The 13,933-nt window shown below is 66.7% G+C and carries 13 protein-coding genes; 2 read left to right on the top strand and 11 right to left on the bottom strand.

The genetic code is table 11. The annotated features are described in order from the left end of the window. Positions 1 to 70 precede the first annotated feature (70 nt). Positions 71 to 1,192: a metallophosphoesterase gene (locus CLU94_RS25805; RefSeq protein ID WP_099667755.1), complete on the top strand. Its 1,122-nt coding sequence runs from the start codon at positions 71 to 73 to the stop codon at positions 1,190 to 1,192. Positions 1,193 to 1,195: 3 nt separating this feature from the next. On the opposite strand, the gene CLU94_RS25800 is transcribed toward CLU94_RS25805, so the two are convergent. Both CLU94_RS25800 and CLU94_RS25795 read right to left on the bottom strand, forming a co-directional pair. Next, positions 1,196 to 1,948: a DUF4303 domain-containing protein gene (locus CLU94_RS25800; protein ID WP_099667754.1), complete on the bottom strand. Its 753-nt coding sequence runs from the start codon at positions 1,946 to 1,948 to the stop codon at positions 1,196 to 1,198. Positions 1,949 to 1,964: 16 nt separating this feature from the next. Beyond that, positions 1,965 to 2,888, bottom strand: coding sequence for a LysR family transcriptional regulator (locus CLU94_RS25795; RefSeq protein WP_099667753.1), 924 nt, complete (start codon positions 2,886 to 2,888; stop codon positions 1,965 to 1,967). Between the two features lie 123 nt (positions 2,889 to 3,011). Here CLU94_RS25795 and CLU94_RS25790 point away from each other — a divergent pair, with 123 nt between their 5' ends. Further along, positions 3,012 to 3,773: an SDR family oxidoreductase gene (locus CLU94_RS25790; protein ID WP_099667752.1), complete on the top strand. Its 762-nt coding sequence runs from the start codon at positions 3,012 to 3,014 to the stop codon at positions 3,771 to 3,773. Between the two features lie 27 nt (positions 3,774 to 3,800). Here the strand turns inward: CLU94_RS25790 and CLU94_RS25785 are convergent, their stop codons facing one another. From CLU94_RS25785 to CLU94_RS25745, 9 genes are all read right to left on the bottom strand, one after another. Continuing rightward, complete coding sequence (locus tag CLU94_RS25785) at positions 3,801 to 4,763, bottom strand: NAD(P)/FAD-dependent oxidoreductase (RefSeq protein WP_099667751.1); 963 nt, start codon at positions 4,761 to 4,763, stop codon at positions 3,801 to 3,803. Next, a complete protein-coding gene (locus tag CLU94_RS25780) occupies positions 4,750 to 5,202 on the bottom strand; it encodes an RrF2 family transcriptional regulator (RefSeq protein ID WP_099667750.1) in 453 nt (150 codons plus the stop codon). Before CLU94_RS25780 ends, CLU94_RS25785 begins: the two co-directional genes overlap by 14 nt. Positions 5,203 to 5,371: 169 nt before the next feature. Continuing rightward, on the bottom strand, positions 5,372 to 6,775 hold the full coding sequence (locus tag CLU94_RS25775) for a cytochrome c (protein ID WP_099667749.1): 1,404 nt from the start codon (positions 6,773 to 6,775) through the stop codon (positions 5,372 to 5,374). Further along, on the bottom strand, positions 6,772 to 8,382 hold the full coding sequence (locus CLU94_RS25770; protein ID WP_099667748.1) for a GMC family oxidoreductase: 1,611 nt from the start codon (positions 8,380 to 8,382) through the stop codon (positions 6,772 to 6,774). The genes CLU94_RS25775 and CLU94_RS25770 overlap by 4 nt, the downstream gene beginning before the upstream one ends. 9 nt (positions 8,383 to 8,391) lie before the next feature. Further along, positions 8,392 to 8,916 (bottom strand): sorbitol dehydrogenase family protein, encoded by a 525-nt coding sequence (locus CLU94_RS25765; RefSeq protein ID WP_251348491.1) that lies wholly within the window; start codon positions 8,914 to 8,916, stop codon positions 8,392 to 8,394. 28 nt (positions 8,917 to 8,944) lie between these two features. Further along, positions 8,945 to 10,138, bottom strand: a complete 1,194-nt coding sequence (locus CLU94_RS25760; RefSeq protein WP_257219000.1) for a porin — start codon at positions 10,136 to 10,138, stop codon at positions 8,945 to 8,947. A 365-nt stretch (positions 10,139 to 10,503) separates the two neighbouring features. Further along, positions 10,504 to 10,959 (bottom strand): homoprotocatechuate degradation operon regulator HpaR, encoded by a 456-nt coding sequence (hpaR, locus tag CLU94_RS25755; protein ID WP_251348489.1) that lies wholly within the window; start codon positions 10,957 to 10,959, stop codon positions 10,504 to 10,506. A gap of 86 nt (positions 10,960 to 11,045) precedes the next feature. After that, entirely contained in the window at positions 11,046 to 12,005 is a 960-nt protein-coding gene (locus CLU94_RS25750) for a DMT family transporter (RefSeq protein ID WP_099667746.1), read from the bottom strand. 60 nt (positions 12,006 to 12,065) lie between these two features. Beyond that, on the bottom strand, positions 12,066 to 13,880 hold the full coding sequence (locus CLU94_RS25745; RefSeq protein ID WP_099667745.1) for a DUF885 domain-containing protein: 1,815 nt from the start codon (positions 13,878 to 13,880) through the stop codon (positions 12,066 to 12,068). Between the last annotated feature and the right edge of the window lie 53 nt (positions 13,881 to 13,933).

The following is a 13,933-nucleotide window of genomic DNA, read 5'->3' as shown; positions in this document are numbered from 1 at the left end:
CGGGGTGGCGGCTGCCTGCGGCCAAGGCGTCGGCTATAATCGGCGGCCGCCTCACCTCTGGAAGCATGACATGACAACCCGCACGCCGCTGCTGCGCATCACCATGATACTGGGCGCCCTGCACGCCCTCCTGGGCTGGCTGCTGCTGCCGTCGCTCCCCGTCGGCCTGGCCGGCTGGCTGCTGGGCGGCCTGGTCCTGCTGGCGTCGACCATGCTCATGCCGATGACGATCTTCGCCCGCGCCGTCACCAACGATGCGCGCCTGGCCGACCGTCTGAGCTGGGCCGGTTCGCTGTGCATGGGCTTTTTTTCCTCGCTGTTCGTGCTGACCGCGCTGCGCGCACTGCTGATGCTGATTCCTGCCACCCGCCCGCACGCGCAGGCATCCGCCGTGCTTGTGCTGCTCCTGGCGCTGCTGGCCACCGTCGTCGGCTTCATCAACGCCCGCCGGGTGGCGCGCGTGCGCGAGGTCGACGTGCCCATCGCCGGCCTGCCGGCCGCCTTGCAGGGCTACACCATCGTGCAACTGAGCGACATCCACGTGGGCGCCACCATCAAGCGCGCCTACGTGCAGGCCATCGTCGCGCGCGCCAACGGCTTGCAGGCGGACCTCGTCGCCATCACGGGCGACGTGGTCGACGGCACGGTGGCGCAACTGGGCAGCCACACGGCGCCGCTGGGCGAGCTGTGCGCGCGCCACGGCGTCTTCCTCGTCACGGGCAACCACGAATACTATTCGGGCGCCGCGCCGTGGGTGGCGGAATTTCGCCGCCTGGGCTTGCGCGTGCTGATGAATGAACATGTCGTCCTCGACCGCGACGGCGCGCGCCTGGCGCTGGCCGGCGTCACCGACTTCAACGCGGCCGCCTTCGACCCTGCCCAGGCAAGCGACCCGCAAGCGGCCATCGCCGGCGCGCCGACCGGCATTCCCCGCATCCTGCTGGCGCACCAGCCGCGCAGCGCGCCCGAGGCGGAAGCGGCCGGCTACGACCTGCAATTGTCCGGCCACACGCACGGCGGCCAATTCTGGCCGTGGAATCTGTTCGTGCCGCTGCAGCAGCCCTACGTGGCCGGACTGCACCGGCAAGGCCGCCTGTGGATCTACGTGAGCCGCGGCACGGGGTACTGGGGGCCGCCGAAACGCATCGGCGCGCCGGCGGAGATTACGAGGCTCAGGCTGGTGGCGGCGTAGAACCTAATCGGCCCAGCTGGCCATCCACGCCTCGAACCGCGCCACCACCGTCGGCGGATTCAAACGCGCCATCGCGCCTTCCACCGCTTCGCTGTCGCTGACCTCGAACAGCAGCACGCTCTCGTCGCGCCCGGCGCCCGTACCGAATACCCCCTCGGCGTCAAGCTGCGCCAGCGCCGCGATGCAGGCGTCGAACACGCCGCTGCGGAAGGTGGCGAAGTCCACGTCGAACGGCAAGTCGCGGTGCGCCTGCAGCAGCAAACGGTAGGCGCTGTCAAAATATTCGCCGCCGTCCTCGAACGCCCATTCGGCGGGATTCCACAGCATCTCCTCGTCGTATTCCGAGGCGGCCAGCGCTTCGCGGCTGTTCGCCATGGGGCCGATGGTCATGGCGCTGTCGTCGCTCACCAACGCGAAAGCGTCGATGTGCTGGTCGGGATGCGCGCGGCGCGCGGCTTCGACAGCCAGGCGCGCGGCGTCTGCCACCAGGGTTTGCAGCAGCGCGAAATCGAATACGGCCGGGTCGATGACGCTTTCGCGCGCCAGCACGTAGCCGTCGGCCAGCGCGGCCCGGCCATGCGCCAGGTAGACGGCGTGCGCTTCGGCTTCGCTGGCGTAGTCGTTGCGCGTCTCCTCGCCCCAGGTCATGGCCGCGCCGCTGGCCGTCCAGACGGTCGTGCCGAAGACGCGCGCTTCCCGGAAACGGGCCGGCCGGTCGCCGTCGAAGGTGTAAAACAGGCTGTAATTACTATGCATGGGAATTGTTCATCGTTTAATCGGGCCGCATCTGCGCGGCGAAATCGCGCTGGCGGAACTGCTCCAGCAGGAAATCGACGAACACGCGCGTCTTCGCGGGCAAGAGCTTCTTGCTGGGATAGTACACGGACAGGGGCCCGGAATCGGCGTGCCAGCCTGGCAGCAGCCGGACCAGCGCGCCGCTGCGCAAGTGGGCCAGCGCGTGCGGCATGGGCAGCAGCGCCACGCCGACGCCCAGGATGGCTGCCTGCGCCATCGCTTCCGGGTCGTCGAAGATGGCGCGCGGCCGGCATTCGGCCACGCCTTCGCCGCCCTGTCCATCGCGCAGGATCCAGCTGCGCAGCCTTCCGCTGCCGGCCGAGCGGCGCGCCACGCCATCGAATTGCGCCAGGTCCGACGGATGCCTGGGCATGGCCTTGCCCCGCATGAAGGCGGGCGACGCCGTGGCGACGATGTGCGCATGCCCCAGTTCGCGCGCCACCACGCCCGGCGTCAGCTCGATGCCGCCGCCGATGGCGACATCGAAGCCTTCGCCGATCAAGTCCACTTGCCGGTTGTCGAAATGGCAGTCGGGCACCACGCCCGGGTGGCGCGCGATGAAGTCGCCCAGCAGTGGCACCACGTAGCTGCGCCCGAACGACGGCGCCATGCTGATTTTCAGGATGCCCGCCGGCTGGCCGCCCTCTTCCGCCACGCCGGCGATCGCTTCGCGCAGGGTGGACAGGGCGCCGCCTATCTGCTGCAGGAAACGCTCGCCCCCTTCCGTCAGGGTCAGGCGGCGCGTGCTGCGCTGGAACAGCCGCAATCCCAGGCTCGCTTCCAGGCGCGCCACGTTCTTGCTGACGGCGGCCGGCGTCAGTCCCAGGCGACGCGCGGCGGCGGAAAAGCTGCCCAACTCGGCAGACAGCACGAAGGATTGCAAGTGATTGAGGGCGTCCATGCGCCTATTCTACCCGCTCAGCTGATACCAATGGTTGAAAGTGATTGTAGCGATTCATGGCTAGCGCGGCAGGAATGAAAGGCAGATACTGAACTCCTCAACCCCTCACTTAGAAAGCACATCATGCAAACCCAAACCACCACCTCCCTGCCACTGCAAGACAAGATCGCCTTCGTGACGGGCGGCTCGCGCGGCATCGGCGCCGCCATCGTGCGCCGCCTGGCCAGCCAGGGCGCCAACGTCGTCTTCACGTATCAAAGCTCGGCCGCCGAAGCGCAAGCGCTGGCCGCCACGGTGGAGGCAAGCGGCGGCAAGGCCCAGGGCGTGCAAGCCGATGCGGCTGACGCCACCGCCCTGACGGCGGCCATCGACAAGGTGGCGGCGCAATTTGGCCGCGTCGATATCCTCGTCAACAACGCGGGCGTGTTCCTGCCTGGCGCCATCGACGACTTTTCGCTGGCAGACTTCGACAAGACCGTGGCCGTCAACGTGCGCGCCGTGTTCGTGGCCATCAAGGCAGCCGTGGCGCACATGCAGACGGGCGGGCGCATCATCAACATCGGCAGCACGAACGCGCACCGCATGCCGTTCGGCGGCGCGGCCGCCTACGCCATGAGCAAATCGGCGCTGAGCGGCCTGACGCAAGGCCTGTCGCGCGACCTGGGTCCGCGCGGCATCACCATCAACAACGTGGAACCGGGCCCCGTCGCCACGGACATGAACCCGCCGACGGGCGACTTCGCCGACCTGATGCACGGTCTGATGGCCCTGCCACGCCACGGCACGGCCGATGAAATCGCCGGCATGGTGGCTTACCTGGCCAGCCCGGAAGCGGCGTTCGTCACGGGCGCCGGGCTGAAGATCGATGGCGGTTTTGCCGCCTGAGCGCCAGCACGCACCACGGCCCCGGCATTAGGCCGCCGGGGTCAGTCCGAACATCAGCGAGCGGTGCGCTGCCACGCCAGCCATGGCGCCATCGGCCACCGCGAACGCCACGCTGCCGGCCATGCGCCCCGCGTCGCCGCAGCAAAAGACGCCAGGCACGCTGCTGGCCTTTTGCTCGTCGGTGCGCACGAACGGACCCATGGCACCCTCTTCCAACGCGCAGCCCAGCTCACCGGCCAGGGAACTGGCCAGGCGGGTGCGGGTCGCCACGAACAGGCCGGCCATCGCATGGCGGCTGCCATCTTGCATGACCACCTCGGCCACGCCGCCGATCCGCGCCACGGGCGGGCGCACCACCGTGACGCCGCGCGCGGCCAGCTGCTCCAGCTGCGCGCCATCGGGGTCGAACGCGCCGTTCAGGAAAAAAGTGACCGTGCCCCAGTCGGGCAGCATCAGCGCATGGTGCATGGAGAGGGGGCCGGTGGCCAGCACGCCGATGGCGCCCTGCTCCAGCTCATAGCCGTGGCAATACGGGCAGTGGAAGACGCTGCGGCCCCAGCGCTCGGCCAGGCCATCGATGGGCGGCAATTCATCGATCACGCCGGTGGCCAGTATCAGGCGGCGGCCGTGGAAGACGCTGCCGTCCGCCAGGGTTACGCCGAAGCCATCGCCATCGCGGCTGGCGGCGGCCTGCACGGCCGTGCCATCCAGCCAGGCGACGGTGGCATACGCCAGCAGCTGCGCCTTGCCCTCGGCCGCGATGGCGGCCGTCCCGCTGCCGTCCTGGGTCAAAAAACCGTGGGAATGGCTGGCGTAGCGGTTGCGGCGCTGGCCGCCGTCGATCACCAGCACGCGGCGCCGGGCGCGCGCCAGTTGCGTGGCGGCGGACAGGCCCGCGTAGCTGCCGCCGACGATGATGGCGTCGAACGGGGCGTCGAATGCGGCGGCAGGCGTGGCGCTGCCCCCGCCCTGGGATTCAGGAATGGTCATGCGGTGCTCCTTGGTGTGTGGTGTATTGTTGGCTGAAACGTTCGGCCAGGTCGGCCAGGGTGACGGCGCCAAAGCGCCGGATCAGCAGCGCCTCGGCTTCGTCGAAGGCGCCGGCCAGCGACTGGTTGACCACTTGCTCGACCAGGCAGCCCGGCTGATCGACGCGGTTGCCCATGGCGAAGACAGTGGGCGATCCCACGGCCACGTAAATGTCGTGCAGCGTGACGCGGTGCAGGTCGCAGACGATGCGCCAGCCGCCGCCGTGGCCCTTGACCGAAGCCACGTAGCCCCGTTCGCGCAAGCCGGCCATCACGCGCCGCACCAGCACGGGATTGGTATCTAGGTAAGCGGAGAGTTCCTCGGACGTCATCGGGCGTCCCGCGTGGGCCATGTGCAGCAGCACATGGAGGATCGATGATAGTTTGCTGTCGCGTCTCATGTAACTAATGATAGTACATAATTTACACAGATGCAAACCAGTTGCAACATCAAGACGTAAAAAAAGGGGCCAGACTATTCAGCCTGGCCCCTGCCTGTACTTCAGCGTCTGTACTTCAGCGTCTGTACTTCAGCGTCTGTACTTCAGCGCCTGTTATTCGCGACTGCTTCTACGCCTGCTTGCGCCGGCGCCCCCGCCACCACAGCAGCAATGCCAGCAACACCAGCACGCCGACGATGATGCCCGCGCGGGCCAGGCCGATCAAATTGGACGGCGCACCGCCGTTGCGCAAGGTCGTCACCTGCTCTGCCGTCACCTTGATGGCGGGATTGCCGTACATCTTCTGCACGTAATTGCCCAGGGTGACGATCTGCTCGTCCGACAGGGTCTGGCGGAAGGCGGGCATCAGGTGTCCCGCAGCATGATTCCCCTTGCCATCCTGGCGCTCCACGCCGTCGAGGATGGCCATCACCAGGTTGTTGCTGTTGCTGCGGCCCGTCACCGAGTTATGGAACAGCGGCGGCAGGCTGCCGTCGAAACTGCCCTCGCCCCTGGCCTGGTGGCAGCTGGCGCACTGCGCATCGTACAGCTGCGCACCCGACATCTTGTTCAGGTTTTGCGGCAGCGGCACGCCGCGGATGCTGGCCAGCTCGTCGCCCGCCTTGCCCCATTGCGTCACCGGCTGCGTGTCGGCCTTGTCGCGGATGGCCGGCACGCTCTTGACGTAGTGCGCGATGGCGTGCAAGTCCGCATCGCTCAGGTGCTTCAGGCTATGGTCGATGGCTTCGGCCATCGGTCCCGCGGCTTGCGCCTTGTTGGCGGTGCGGCCCGTGCGCAGGTAATCGACCAGTTCCTGCTGGCTCCAGCCGCCCACGCCGCTGTTGATATCCGACGTGATGTTCGGCGCATGCCAGGTACCCAGGTCAGCGCCTCCCAGCTCCTTCGACAGCTGCTCGGCCATCAGCGCATTGCGCGGCGTGTGGCAGGTGGTGCAGTGGGCCAGGCCTTGCGCCAGGTAGGCGCCCCGGTTCCACTCCATGCTTTTCGCCGTATCGGCAACGAAGGGCTTCTTGTCGAGGAAGAGCATGTTCCAGCCCGCCATCGACAGGCGGATGTTGAACGGGAACGGCAAGTCCGTCTTTTGCGCCGGCGCCGCATCCACGGCCGCCACGCCGTGCATGAAGTAGTCATACAGGGCCGCCGTGTCCTCGTCCGTCACCTTGGCGTAGGCCGTGTAGGGCATGGCCGGGTACAGGTTGGCGCCGTCGGCCCGCACGCCATGGCGCACGGCGTCGGAAAACTGCTTGAGCGTGTAATTGCCGATGCCGTGCGTGGTCGACGGCGTGATATTGGTGGCAACGATGGCGCCCAATGGCGACGCCAGGGACAGCCCGCCCGCCATCGGTTTACCGCCAGGCACGCTATGGCAAGCGATGCAGTCGCCGGCCGTGGCCAGGTAGCGGCCGCGTTCGATCGCCGCCGCATCGGGCACGGCCTTGTCGGCCGCCAGCACGGGCATGGCCGCGAGGGACAGCAAGACGGCGCCCGCCGTCAGTCTGAAGGCCGCCATCATGCTGTGCCTCCCTGTTGTTCGTCGAGGATGTGCTTGACGGTGCGCAGCGCCACGGCCAGGCCGTTTTCCGTCGAATTGCAGGTGCCGGACGTGGGCAGCACGCCGGTGCTGCACAGGAACAGGTTGGCGTGGTCGAAGGTGCGGCCCCACTGGTCGCACACGGCCTTGGCGGGGTCGGAACCCATCGACAGGGTGCCGCAGATGTGCTGGTTGTTGGCGAACACGCCTTCCTTGCTGTGGCGCAGATTGGTGCCGCCCATCAGCTTGGCGATCTGTTCGAAATCCTGCTTCGAGCGCTCATGGCCACGCTTCGTGTACTCGTCGATCGAATAGTGCGCCTGCGGCTTGGGGATGCCCATGGCGTCTTTTTCGCTGCTCAGGGCAATGCGGTTTTCCGGGTTCGGCAGCACTTCCAGCACGTTTTTCAGGCTCATTTCGCGGGCCGAGCGGAAACGCAGCTGTTGCTCGAATGCTTCGCCGAACACGCCCTTGCCGATCAATTCCCTGGTGGCGCCGTCGACGCGCGAGATGTTCGTGAAATCCAGGCGGTACGGCGAGTGCTCGCTGCGGAAGTCGCCGTCGCGCATGGTGTTGATGGAATTGGGGCTTTGCGGGCCCCGGCCCAGCCACAAGTCTTCATCGGCGTCGAAGGTGATCGAGGTGCTCGGGTGGTCCATCAGGTTGCGGCCCACCATGTCGCTGCTGTTGGCCAGGCCGTTCGGGTATTTATCCGAGGCGGAAACGAGCAGCAGACGCGGGCTTTCGATGCCGTTGGCGGCGAGGATAAAAGTCTTGGCCGTGACCCGGTGGCTTTTCTTGTCGACGTCGTAGTACAGCGCGGCCGTGATGCGGCCCTGCGCGTCGTGTTCCAGCTTGTAGACGTTGGCATTGCAGACGATCTTCACGCCCGCGTCCTCCGCCTGCTGCGCGGCGATGCCGCCGTGGTATTGCGCATCGATGGGGCAGATCGGCTGGCAGCTGTTATTGCCGCAGCAGGCCGGGCGGCCATCGTAGCTGACGCTGTTGCGCGCCACCGTGTTGCCGACGACCTTGAAGGTGGGGTCGAGGCGCTCGCGGATGCGGCGCATCGCGTACGGCTCCGTCACGGGGTCCATCGGAAACGCCTGCTTGCGCGGCGAACCCGTGTTCTCGGCACCCGAGACGCCCATGATCTCTTCCGCCTCCTGGTAAAACGGCTCCAGGTCTTCGTAGCTGATCGGCCAGTCGACGCCCACGCCATACAGGGTATGGATGCGGAAGTCGTTCGGCACATTGCGCCAGGCCTGCGCGGCCCAGTGCCACGACGTGCCGCCGAACTGGCGGATGTATTCGGCCGGGTACGGATACGGGCCGGCCTGCACCAGGTAGCCGTTATCGGTCGGCTGGTAGATCGGGTGCGGCGCCGTGGCGACGGACGGATACGGCGACATCCAGTCGCTGCGGCGCGTCGTATTGCGGAAACGGGCGACGATTTCGCCGCGCGACACGCGCGGTCCCGCTTCCAGGATCAGCACCGAGGCGCCGGCCAGCGCGAGCTTGCGCGCGGCCAGGGAGCCGATGATGCCGGAACCGATCACGAGGTAATCGGCAGAGAGTTCTTCAGCCATGAGGGCTCCTTAAATTGGTTTTCTGGCCCAGCTGCCGTAGGCGCCGTAGGAATACGTGGGAGGTTTCAGCACGTCGGCCACGACGGCCGCGTTCAACGCCTGCTCGTAGGCGACGCAGACGGCCGCCTCGCCCGTGCCGACGATGCCCAGGTACCAGGCGCTGGCGATCTGGCGCGGCAAGGCAGCCAGCGGCGACTGGGCCGGGTCCAGTCCGTCGAGCGCTTCCTGCAGGCCGGCCGCCTGCAAGCCTTGCGCATTGATCAGCGCCAGCAGCGCGCGCACCTTCGCCGGGAAGGCCGTATCCTGCGCCACCAGCGCGTCATACAGGCGCCTGGCCAGCACGGGGTCGAGCACTTGCCGCCCCACCAGCATGGCCGACACGCCCAGGAAGGCGCCCTGCTCCGCATTGGCGACCGGTTCGGCCAGCGCCCAGGGAATCAGCGCCGCGGCCGAAGCCGACAGCAAGCCGGCCAGCACCATGCGGCGGCCGGGATTGAGAGGGCCGCGGCCCTCCTTGTGATGTGTAGCGTCCACTTGAAGCTCCCGTGAGTTCAGCAACCGTTCAGAAAGAATGCTTGAGACCGACCATGACCACCGACTGGCCGCCGGTCGACGACGGCGTGCCGTTTTGCGAATCGCCGACCGAGGCGACGGCGTTGACGATGGCGCCGTCCTGGCCCAGGGTCTGGCCGCGCGCCAGCTGGCGCGCCTCGATCAGGTAGATCGCGGTGCGCTTCGACAGCGCATACGTCTGTTCGAACGACAGTTGGCGGTAGCGCGCGCGGTCGGCGATGCCGTTGGCGTGGCTGGCGAAGGTGTCGCTGTAGCCGGCGGCCAGGAACCACTGCGGCGTCAACTGGTAGCTGGAGATCAGGCCGGCCGTGTTGAAGATGGCCGTGTCGCGGAAGGCCGAGCGGCTGCCCGCCTCGTATTGCACGTTGCTGGCGTTGGCGCCCACCATCCACTTGCCCATGGTGTAGCGCGTGCTGGCGGCGATGAATTGCACGCTTTCAGCCGAGGCGTAGCCTTGGTTGATGGCGGAAATGCCGAAGCTGCCCGAAGCATTGCCGTTCCAGCCGCCCTGGGTGCTCATGGCCATGGCGCTGGCATTGTTCTGGCCGTTTTTCAGTTTCAGGTAGCCGAGCGCGAATTCGGCTGGCGAGGTACTGTACTTGACGGCGGCACTGAAGCTGCTGCCCACGGCGTTGCCGTCGGCCGCTTCGCCAAAGCCGTACTGCGCGCTGGCCTGCAGGCCGCGCCAGGCCGGCATGCTGTAGGTGACGGAATTGCTGATGCGCACGGTCGTATCGAGGCCGTCGATATCGCCAGGGTGGGCGCCGGTGGCGCCCGTCAACACGTTGCTCGACGCCAGCGAGCCCACCAGCAGGTAGTACGGCGTGTACTGGCGGCCGGCCGTGACGCTACCGTAGGCTGCCGATTGCAAGCCCACGTAAGCCTGGCGGTTGAACAGGGAGCTGGCCGAACTTTGCGCGCCCGTGTCGCTTTCAAAGCCGTTTTCCAGCAGGAACAGCGCCTTCAGGTCGCCGCCCAGGTCTTCCACGCCCTGGAAGCCGATCTTGCTGGCGGACAAGTTGCCGCTGCGCATGTAAGTGTTCGAATTGCCGCCCTGGTTGCTGGTGTACGCCATGGCCGCATCGACCACGCCGTAAATGCTGACATTGCTCTGGGCGCAAACGTTTGCGCCGATGAGCGTGGAGACGGCCAGCGCCGCAGCGCGCATGCATGTAGTGTTCATTTTTTCCTGACTTTCCTGTTTTATAGTACGCCCGGCCGGCATTGCCGCCGTGATGGCGACATACTGGCGAGGCGCCGCGTTGCGGCCCCATACAGCGCGTGGGGCGTCCGCTTTTCTTCTTGATTTGAATCAAGTGGAGCAAATTATACGCTTATTTACTCACATGTAAGTGATTGACTGTAAGGCGTAGTCTTATAGCAAAACTTTCTTGTGTCTTATAGCAAAACCGGCAGGCATGCGGGCGCACGCCCGGCAGGATGGGGAAATACGCGGAACAGGCATGGGGAAAGCAGCGGCGGCGCGTGTCGAAAAACACGCGCCCGGTGGCTAATCAGGCAGGCGGGAAAACGGGGAAAGCGGGACGGTCAGCGCAGGATGGCGGGCGCCACCGGCAGGGTTTCGAGGGCAATGAAAGCTTCCAGGGTGCGGCGCATGTCTTCGAACACTTGCTTGCCGTAGGCCGCTTCCAGGTGTTCATATTGCAGGTCGATCAGCTTGCCCATCTGCAGCAGCAGGCTGGCGCCCGCTTCCGACAGGTGCACCTTGCGGCGGCGCTGGTCGCCTTCGAACTTGCTGCGCCCGATCAAGCCGATTTCTTCCATGCGCGCCAGGATGCCGCTCATGCTGGGGCTGGAAATCTGGCAGATCTCGCACAGTTCGCGCGGTTCCAGGGTCGGGCTTTCGTTCAGCGCGCGCATGATGCGCCACTGCTGCTCCGTCACGCCGAAGTGGTTGAGGATGGGGCGGAAATGCTGCAGCAGGCTGTCGCGGGCCTTCAGCAGCAGTTGCGGCATGTTCGGATAACGGATCGGTAGCTGCAAGCGGAACTCCCTGGGTGGGCGGAAAATTAGCGTAATTATACGGCCCGGCCACTGCAAACGGCAGGCCGGCAACGATGTATTTTTCGCTACGTCCGTCCTGCCTCCTGCCCTGCTCCCTCCTCCTGCGCATGCCGCCGCACGGACCACAGCACGCCCGCCGTCAGCAAGACCATGGCGGCCCATTCCAGGGGCCGCGGCATGCGCTGCGCGTAGACGAAGCCGTACAGCAGCGCGAACAGGGTCTCCGACAGGATCAGCTGGCCCGACAAGGTGACCGGCACCAGGCGCGACGCCAGGTTCCACAGGTAATTGCCGATCACGGAAGCGCCCAGCGCCAGCAGCAAACACACGATCCAGTAGCGGTGCCAGTCGCGCGCCGGCGCGTCGTCGGCGCCGCCTGCCTGCTGCAGCGCCAGCATCGCGGCGCCAACGGCCAGGGCGATGACGCCGCTGGCCAGGCCATACAGCATGGCCCATTCCACGGAACTGAAATGCGCGTGGCGCTTGAGGAAACGGGCATTGTCGAGCGCATACCAGGTCCAGCAGGCGAGCGCGCCAACGGCGCACAGCACGCCGGCCAGCTTGTGCGCCAGACCGGCGCCGCCCGCGCCGCCTGCATGGCTGAAGATATCGACATTGATACAGGCGATGCCCAGCGCTACCACCAGCAGCGGCCAGGCCAGCTGGCGCAGCGGCAGCGCGCCGTGGTCCTTGCGGCCCAGGATGGTGACGCTCAGGGGCAGCAAGCCGATGATCAGGGAAGTGGGCGCCACGCCGGCCAGTTTGACGCCGTAGGCCAGCAGCAGGTAATACACGACATTGCCGGCCAGCGCCTGGCGCAGCATCGCCAGCCAGTCGCTGCGCCGCAAGCGCCGCAGCAGGGGCACAAGGCGCGGCAGCATCAGGCCGGCCGCCAGCGCGCCATAGCAGATGTAGCGCCCCACCATCAGCTCGACCGGGGAAAAGTCCGGCAGCAAGACGGGCACAATGAAAACGGCGCCCCAAAAGGCGCCGGCCAGCACACCACATACGATCCCACGCCACATGCCTGCCACTCTCACGTTTTCATTCAAGGGCGCCAGTATGGCATGCGCAGGAGACCGCCGTCAGCCCCTGGCTTTTCTCTGTGCGGGGATGAAGTGTTCGCGCACGGCCCTGGCCAGCAAGTCCGGCGGCAGCAAGCCTTGGCCCAGCAGGAAGTTGTTGAAGGCCAGGCGGTCGAATCTGTCTCCCAGCGCCAGCTCCGTTTCCGCGCGCAGCTGCAGGATGCGCGTGTAGCCATAGAAATAGCTGCCCGCCTGGCCCGGCATATTGAAGGTGTAGCGGTCCAGCTCCTGGCGCGCCATCGGTTTCGACAGCATCACCTCGTCCGTCAGGATGCGGCCCGCCTCTTCGCGCGTGACCTGCCCCAGGTTCAGCATCGGGTCCAGCATGGCGCGCGCCGCGCGCAGCATGCGGAACTGCAGCGCGATGAACTGGCCTTCGGCCGGCTCGTAGGGAATCATCTCCGCTTCCGCGTACAGCGCCCAGCCTTCCACGTTGACGCTGTTGAACGCGTACAGGCTGCGCGCCTGCGACACGCCCCGCTCCACCATGGCGCTGAACTGCAGCTCGTGGCCAGGACGGCCCTCGTGCGCGCTCAGGGTCCAGGCGGCGCCCGCGAAATTGAAATCGTCATACGCCTCGCCCTTGCCGCTGGCGGCCGGATTGCTGACGGGGAGGACGAACTGGCCGTGTTCTCCCGTATTGCCGATCAGCGGAGGCGGACGCATATGCGGCGCCGGCTGGGCCGCCGATTCGGCGGCGGACGCCAGGCGCATGGTCATGGCGCGCGCAGGAATATCGACCACGCGCTGCCGGGCGATGCGTTCTTCAAGCTGCGTATTGACGCCCTGGTAATGCGCTTCGAGCTGCTCGTTGGGAATCGACGCGCTTTTCAGCGCGCGCAGCACCTGGCGGTAATCGCTGCCGTCGACACCCTTGAGCGACATTCTCTCCGCCACCACGGGCGCCAGCGCCTGCATGGCGGCGCGCGTTTCCAGGTAAGCCACCTGCGCCCGTTCAACCAGCGCGCGCGGCTCGATGTCGATGCCCACCTGCTTCAGGCGAAACGCATACAGCTCGGGCGCCATGCGGAAATCCGTGCGCGACAGGGGCAGCACCACCTGCTTTTCCCAGGCCGCATACTCGGTCAGCTGCTGCTCCATGGCCGCCAGCGCGCTTTCCGCGCCCGCGATCTGCATGTCGGCAAACAGCTTGCGGATGCCGGCGATATACGTCGGCACGTTTTCCAGCGACTGCTCCACCTGCAGGCGCACGGGTCCCGCCAGGCCGGGCTTGCCGATTTGCTCCGTGAAGCGGGCCTTCGCCTGCTGCGTGATCGGCGTGCTGCCAGGGTATTGCCCGACATAGCGCTGCAGCCGTTCCAGTGCCTTGGCGCGGCGCGCGGCCGGGCGCTGTTCCTGCAGCAGGCTTTGCATGCTGCCAAAGACCATTTGCGGCACATCAACCCACGGCAAGGCGTACTTGGCTTCCAGCAGGGCGCCGGCGATCTCCTGGTCGACGGCCTGCGTCAGGATTTGCAGATCCTGGCGGATGCGTTCATCCTTTTCCGCCGCCAGCTTCTGCTGCAGCTGGGCGCGCGCCTGCTGCATGGCTGCCACATAGCGTTCCGTGATCTTCGGTCCCAGGTCGGCCGCCAGGCCATCGTACTGCGCCAGGCCCGTGTCGGAAGCGTTTTCAGGCGAGAACTGCGCCTGCGCCGCCAGCACGATGGCCGCGTTGCGGTTGCTGGCCTCGACCCAGGCCGATGGGGCGGCGGCTGCCGCAACTGCGGGGGCGGCGGCCATGGCCGGCATGGCAAACGCGGTGGAGAGCAAGGCGGCAAGCACGGTCTGATGCAATTTCGGGATGACGGACATCGGGGGATTCCTTCGAAGGTGAGCGATGAGCGAAGCGGCGAGTATCGGCCAGC

The sequence above is a fragment of the Janthinobacterium sp. 13 genome (assembly GCF_002749695.1).
Lineage (GTDB): Bacteria > Pseudomonadota > Gammaproteobacteria > Burkholderiales > Burkholderiaceae_D > Janthinobacterium > Janthinobacterium kumbetense.
The sequence above is the reverse complement of the archived record's forward strand: the minus strand, read 5'-3'. Positions and strand labels throughout refer to the sequence as shown.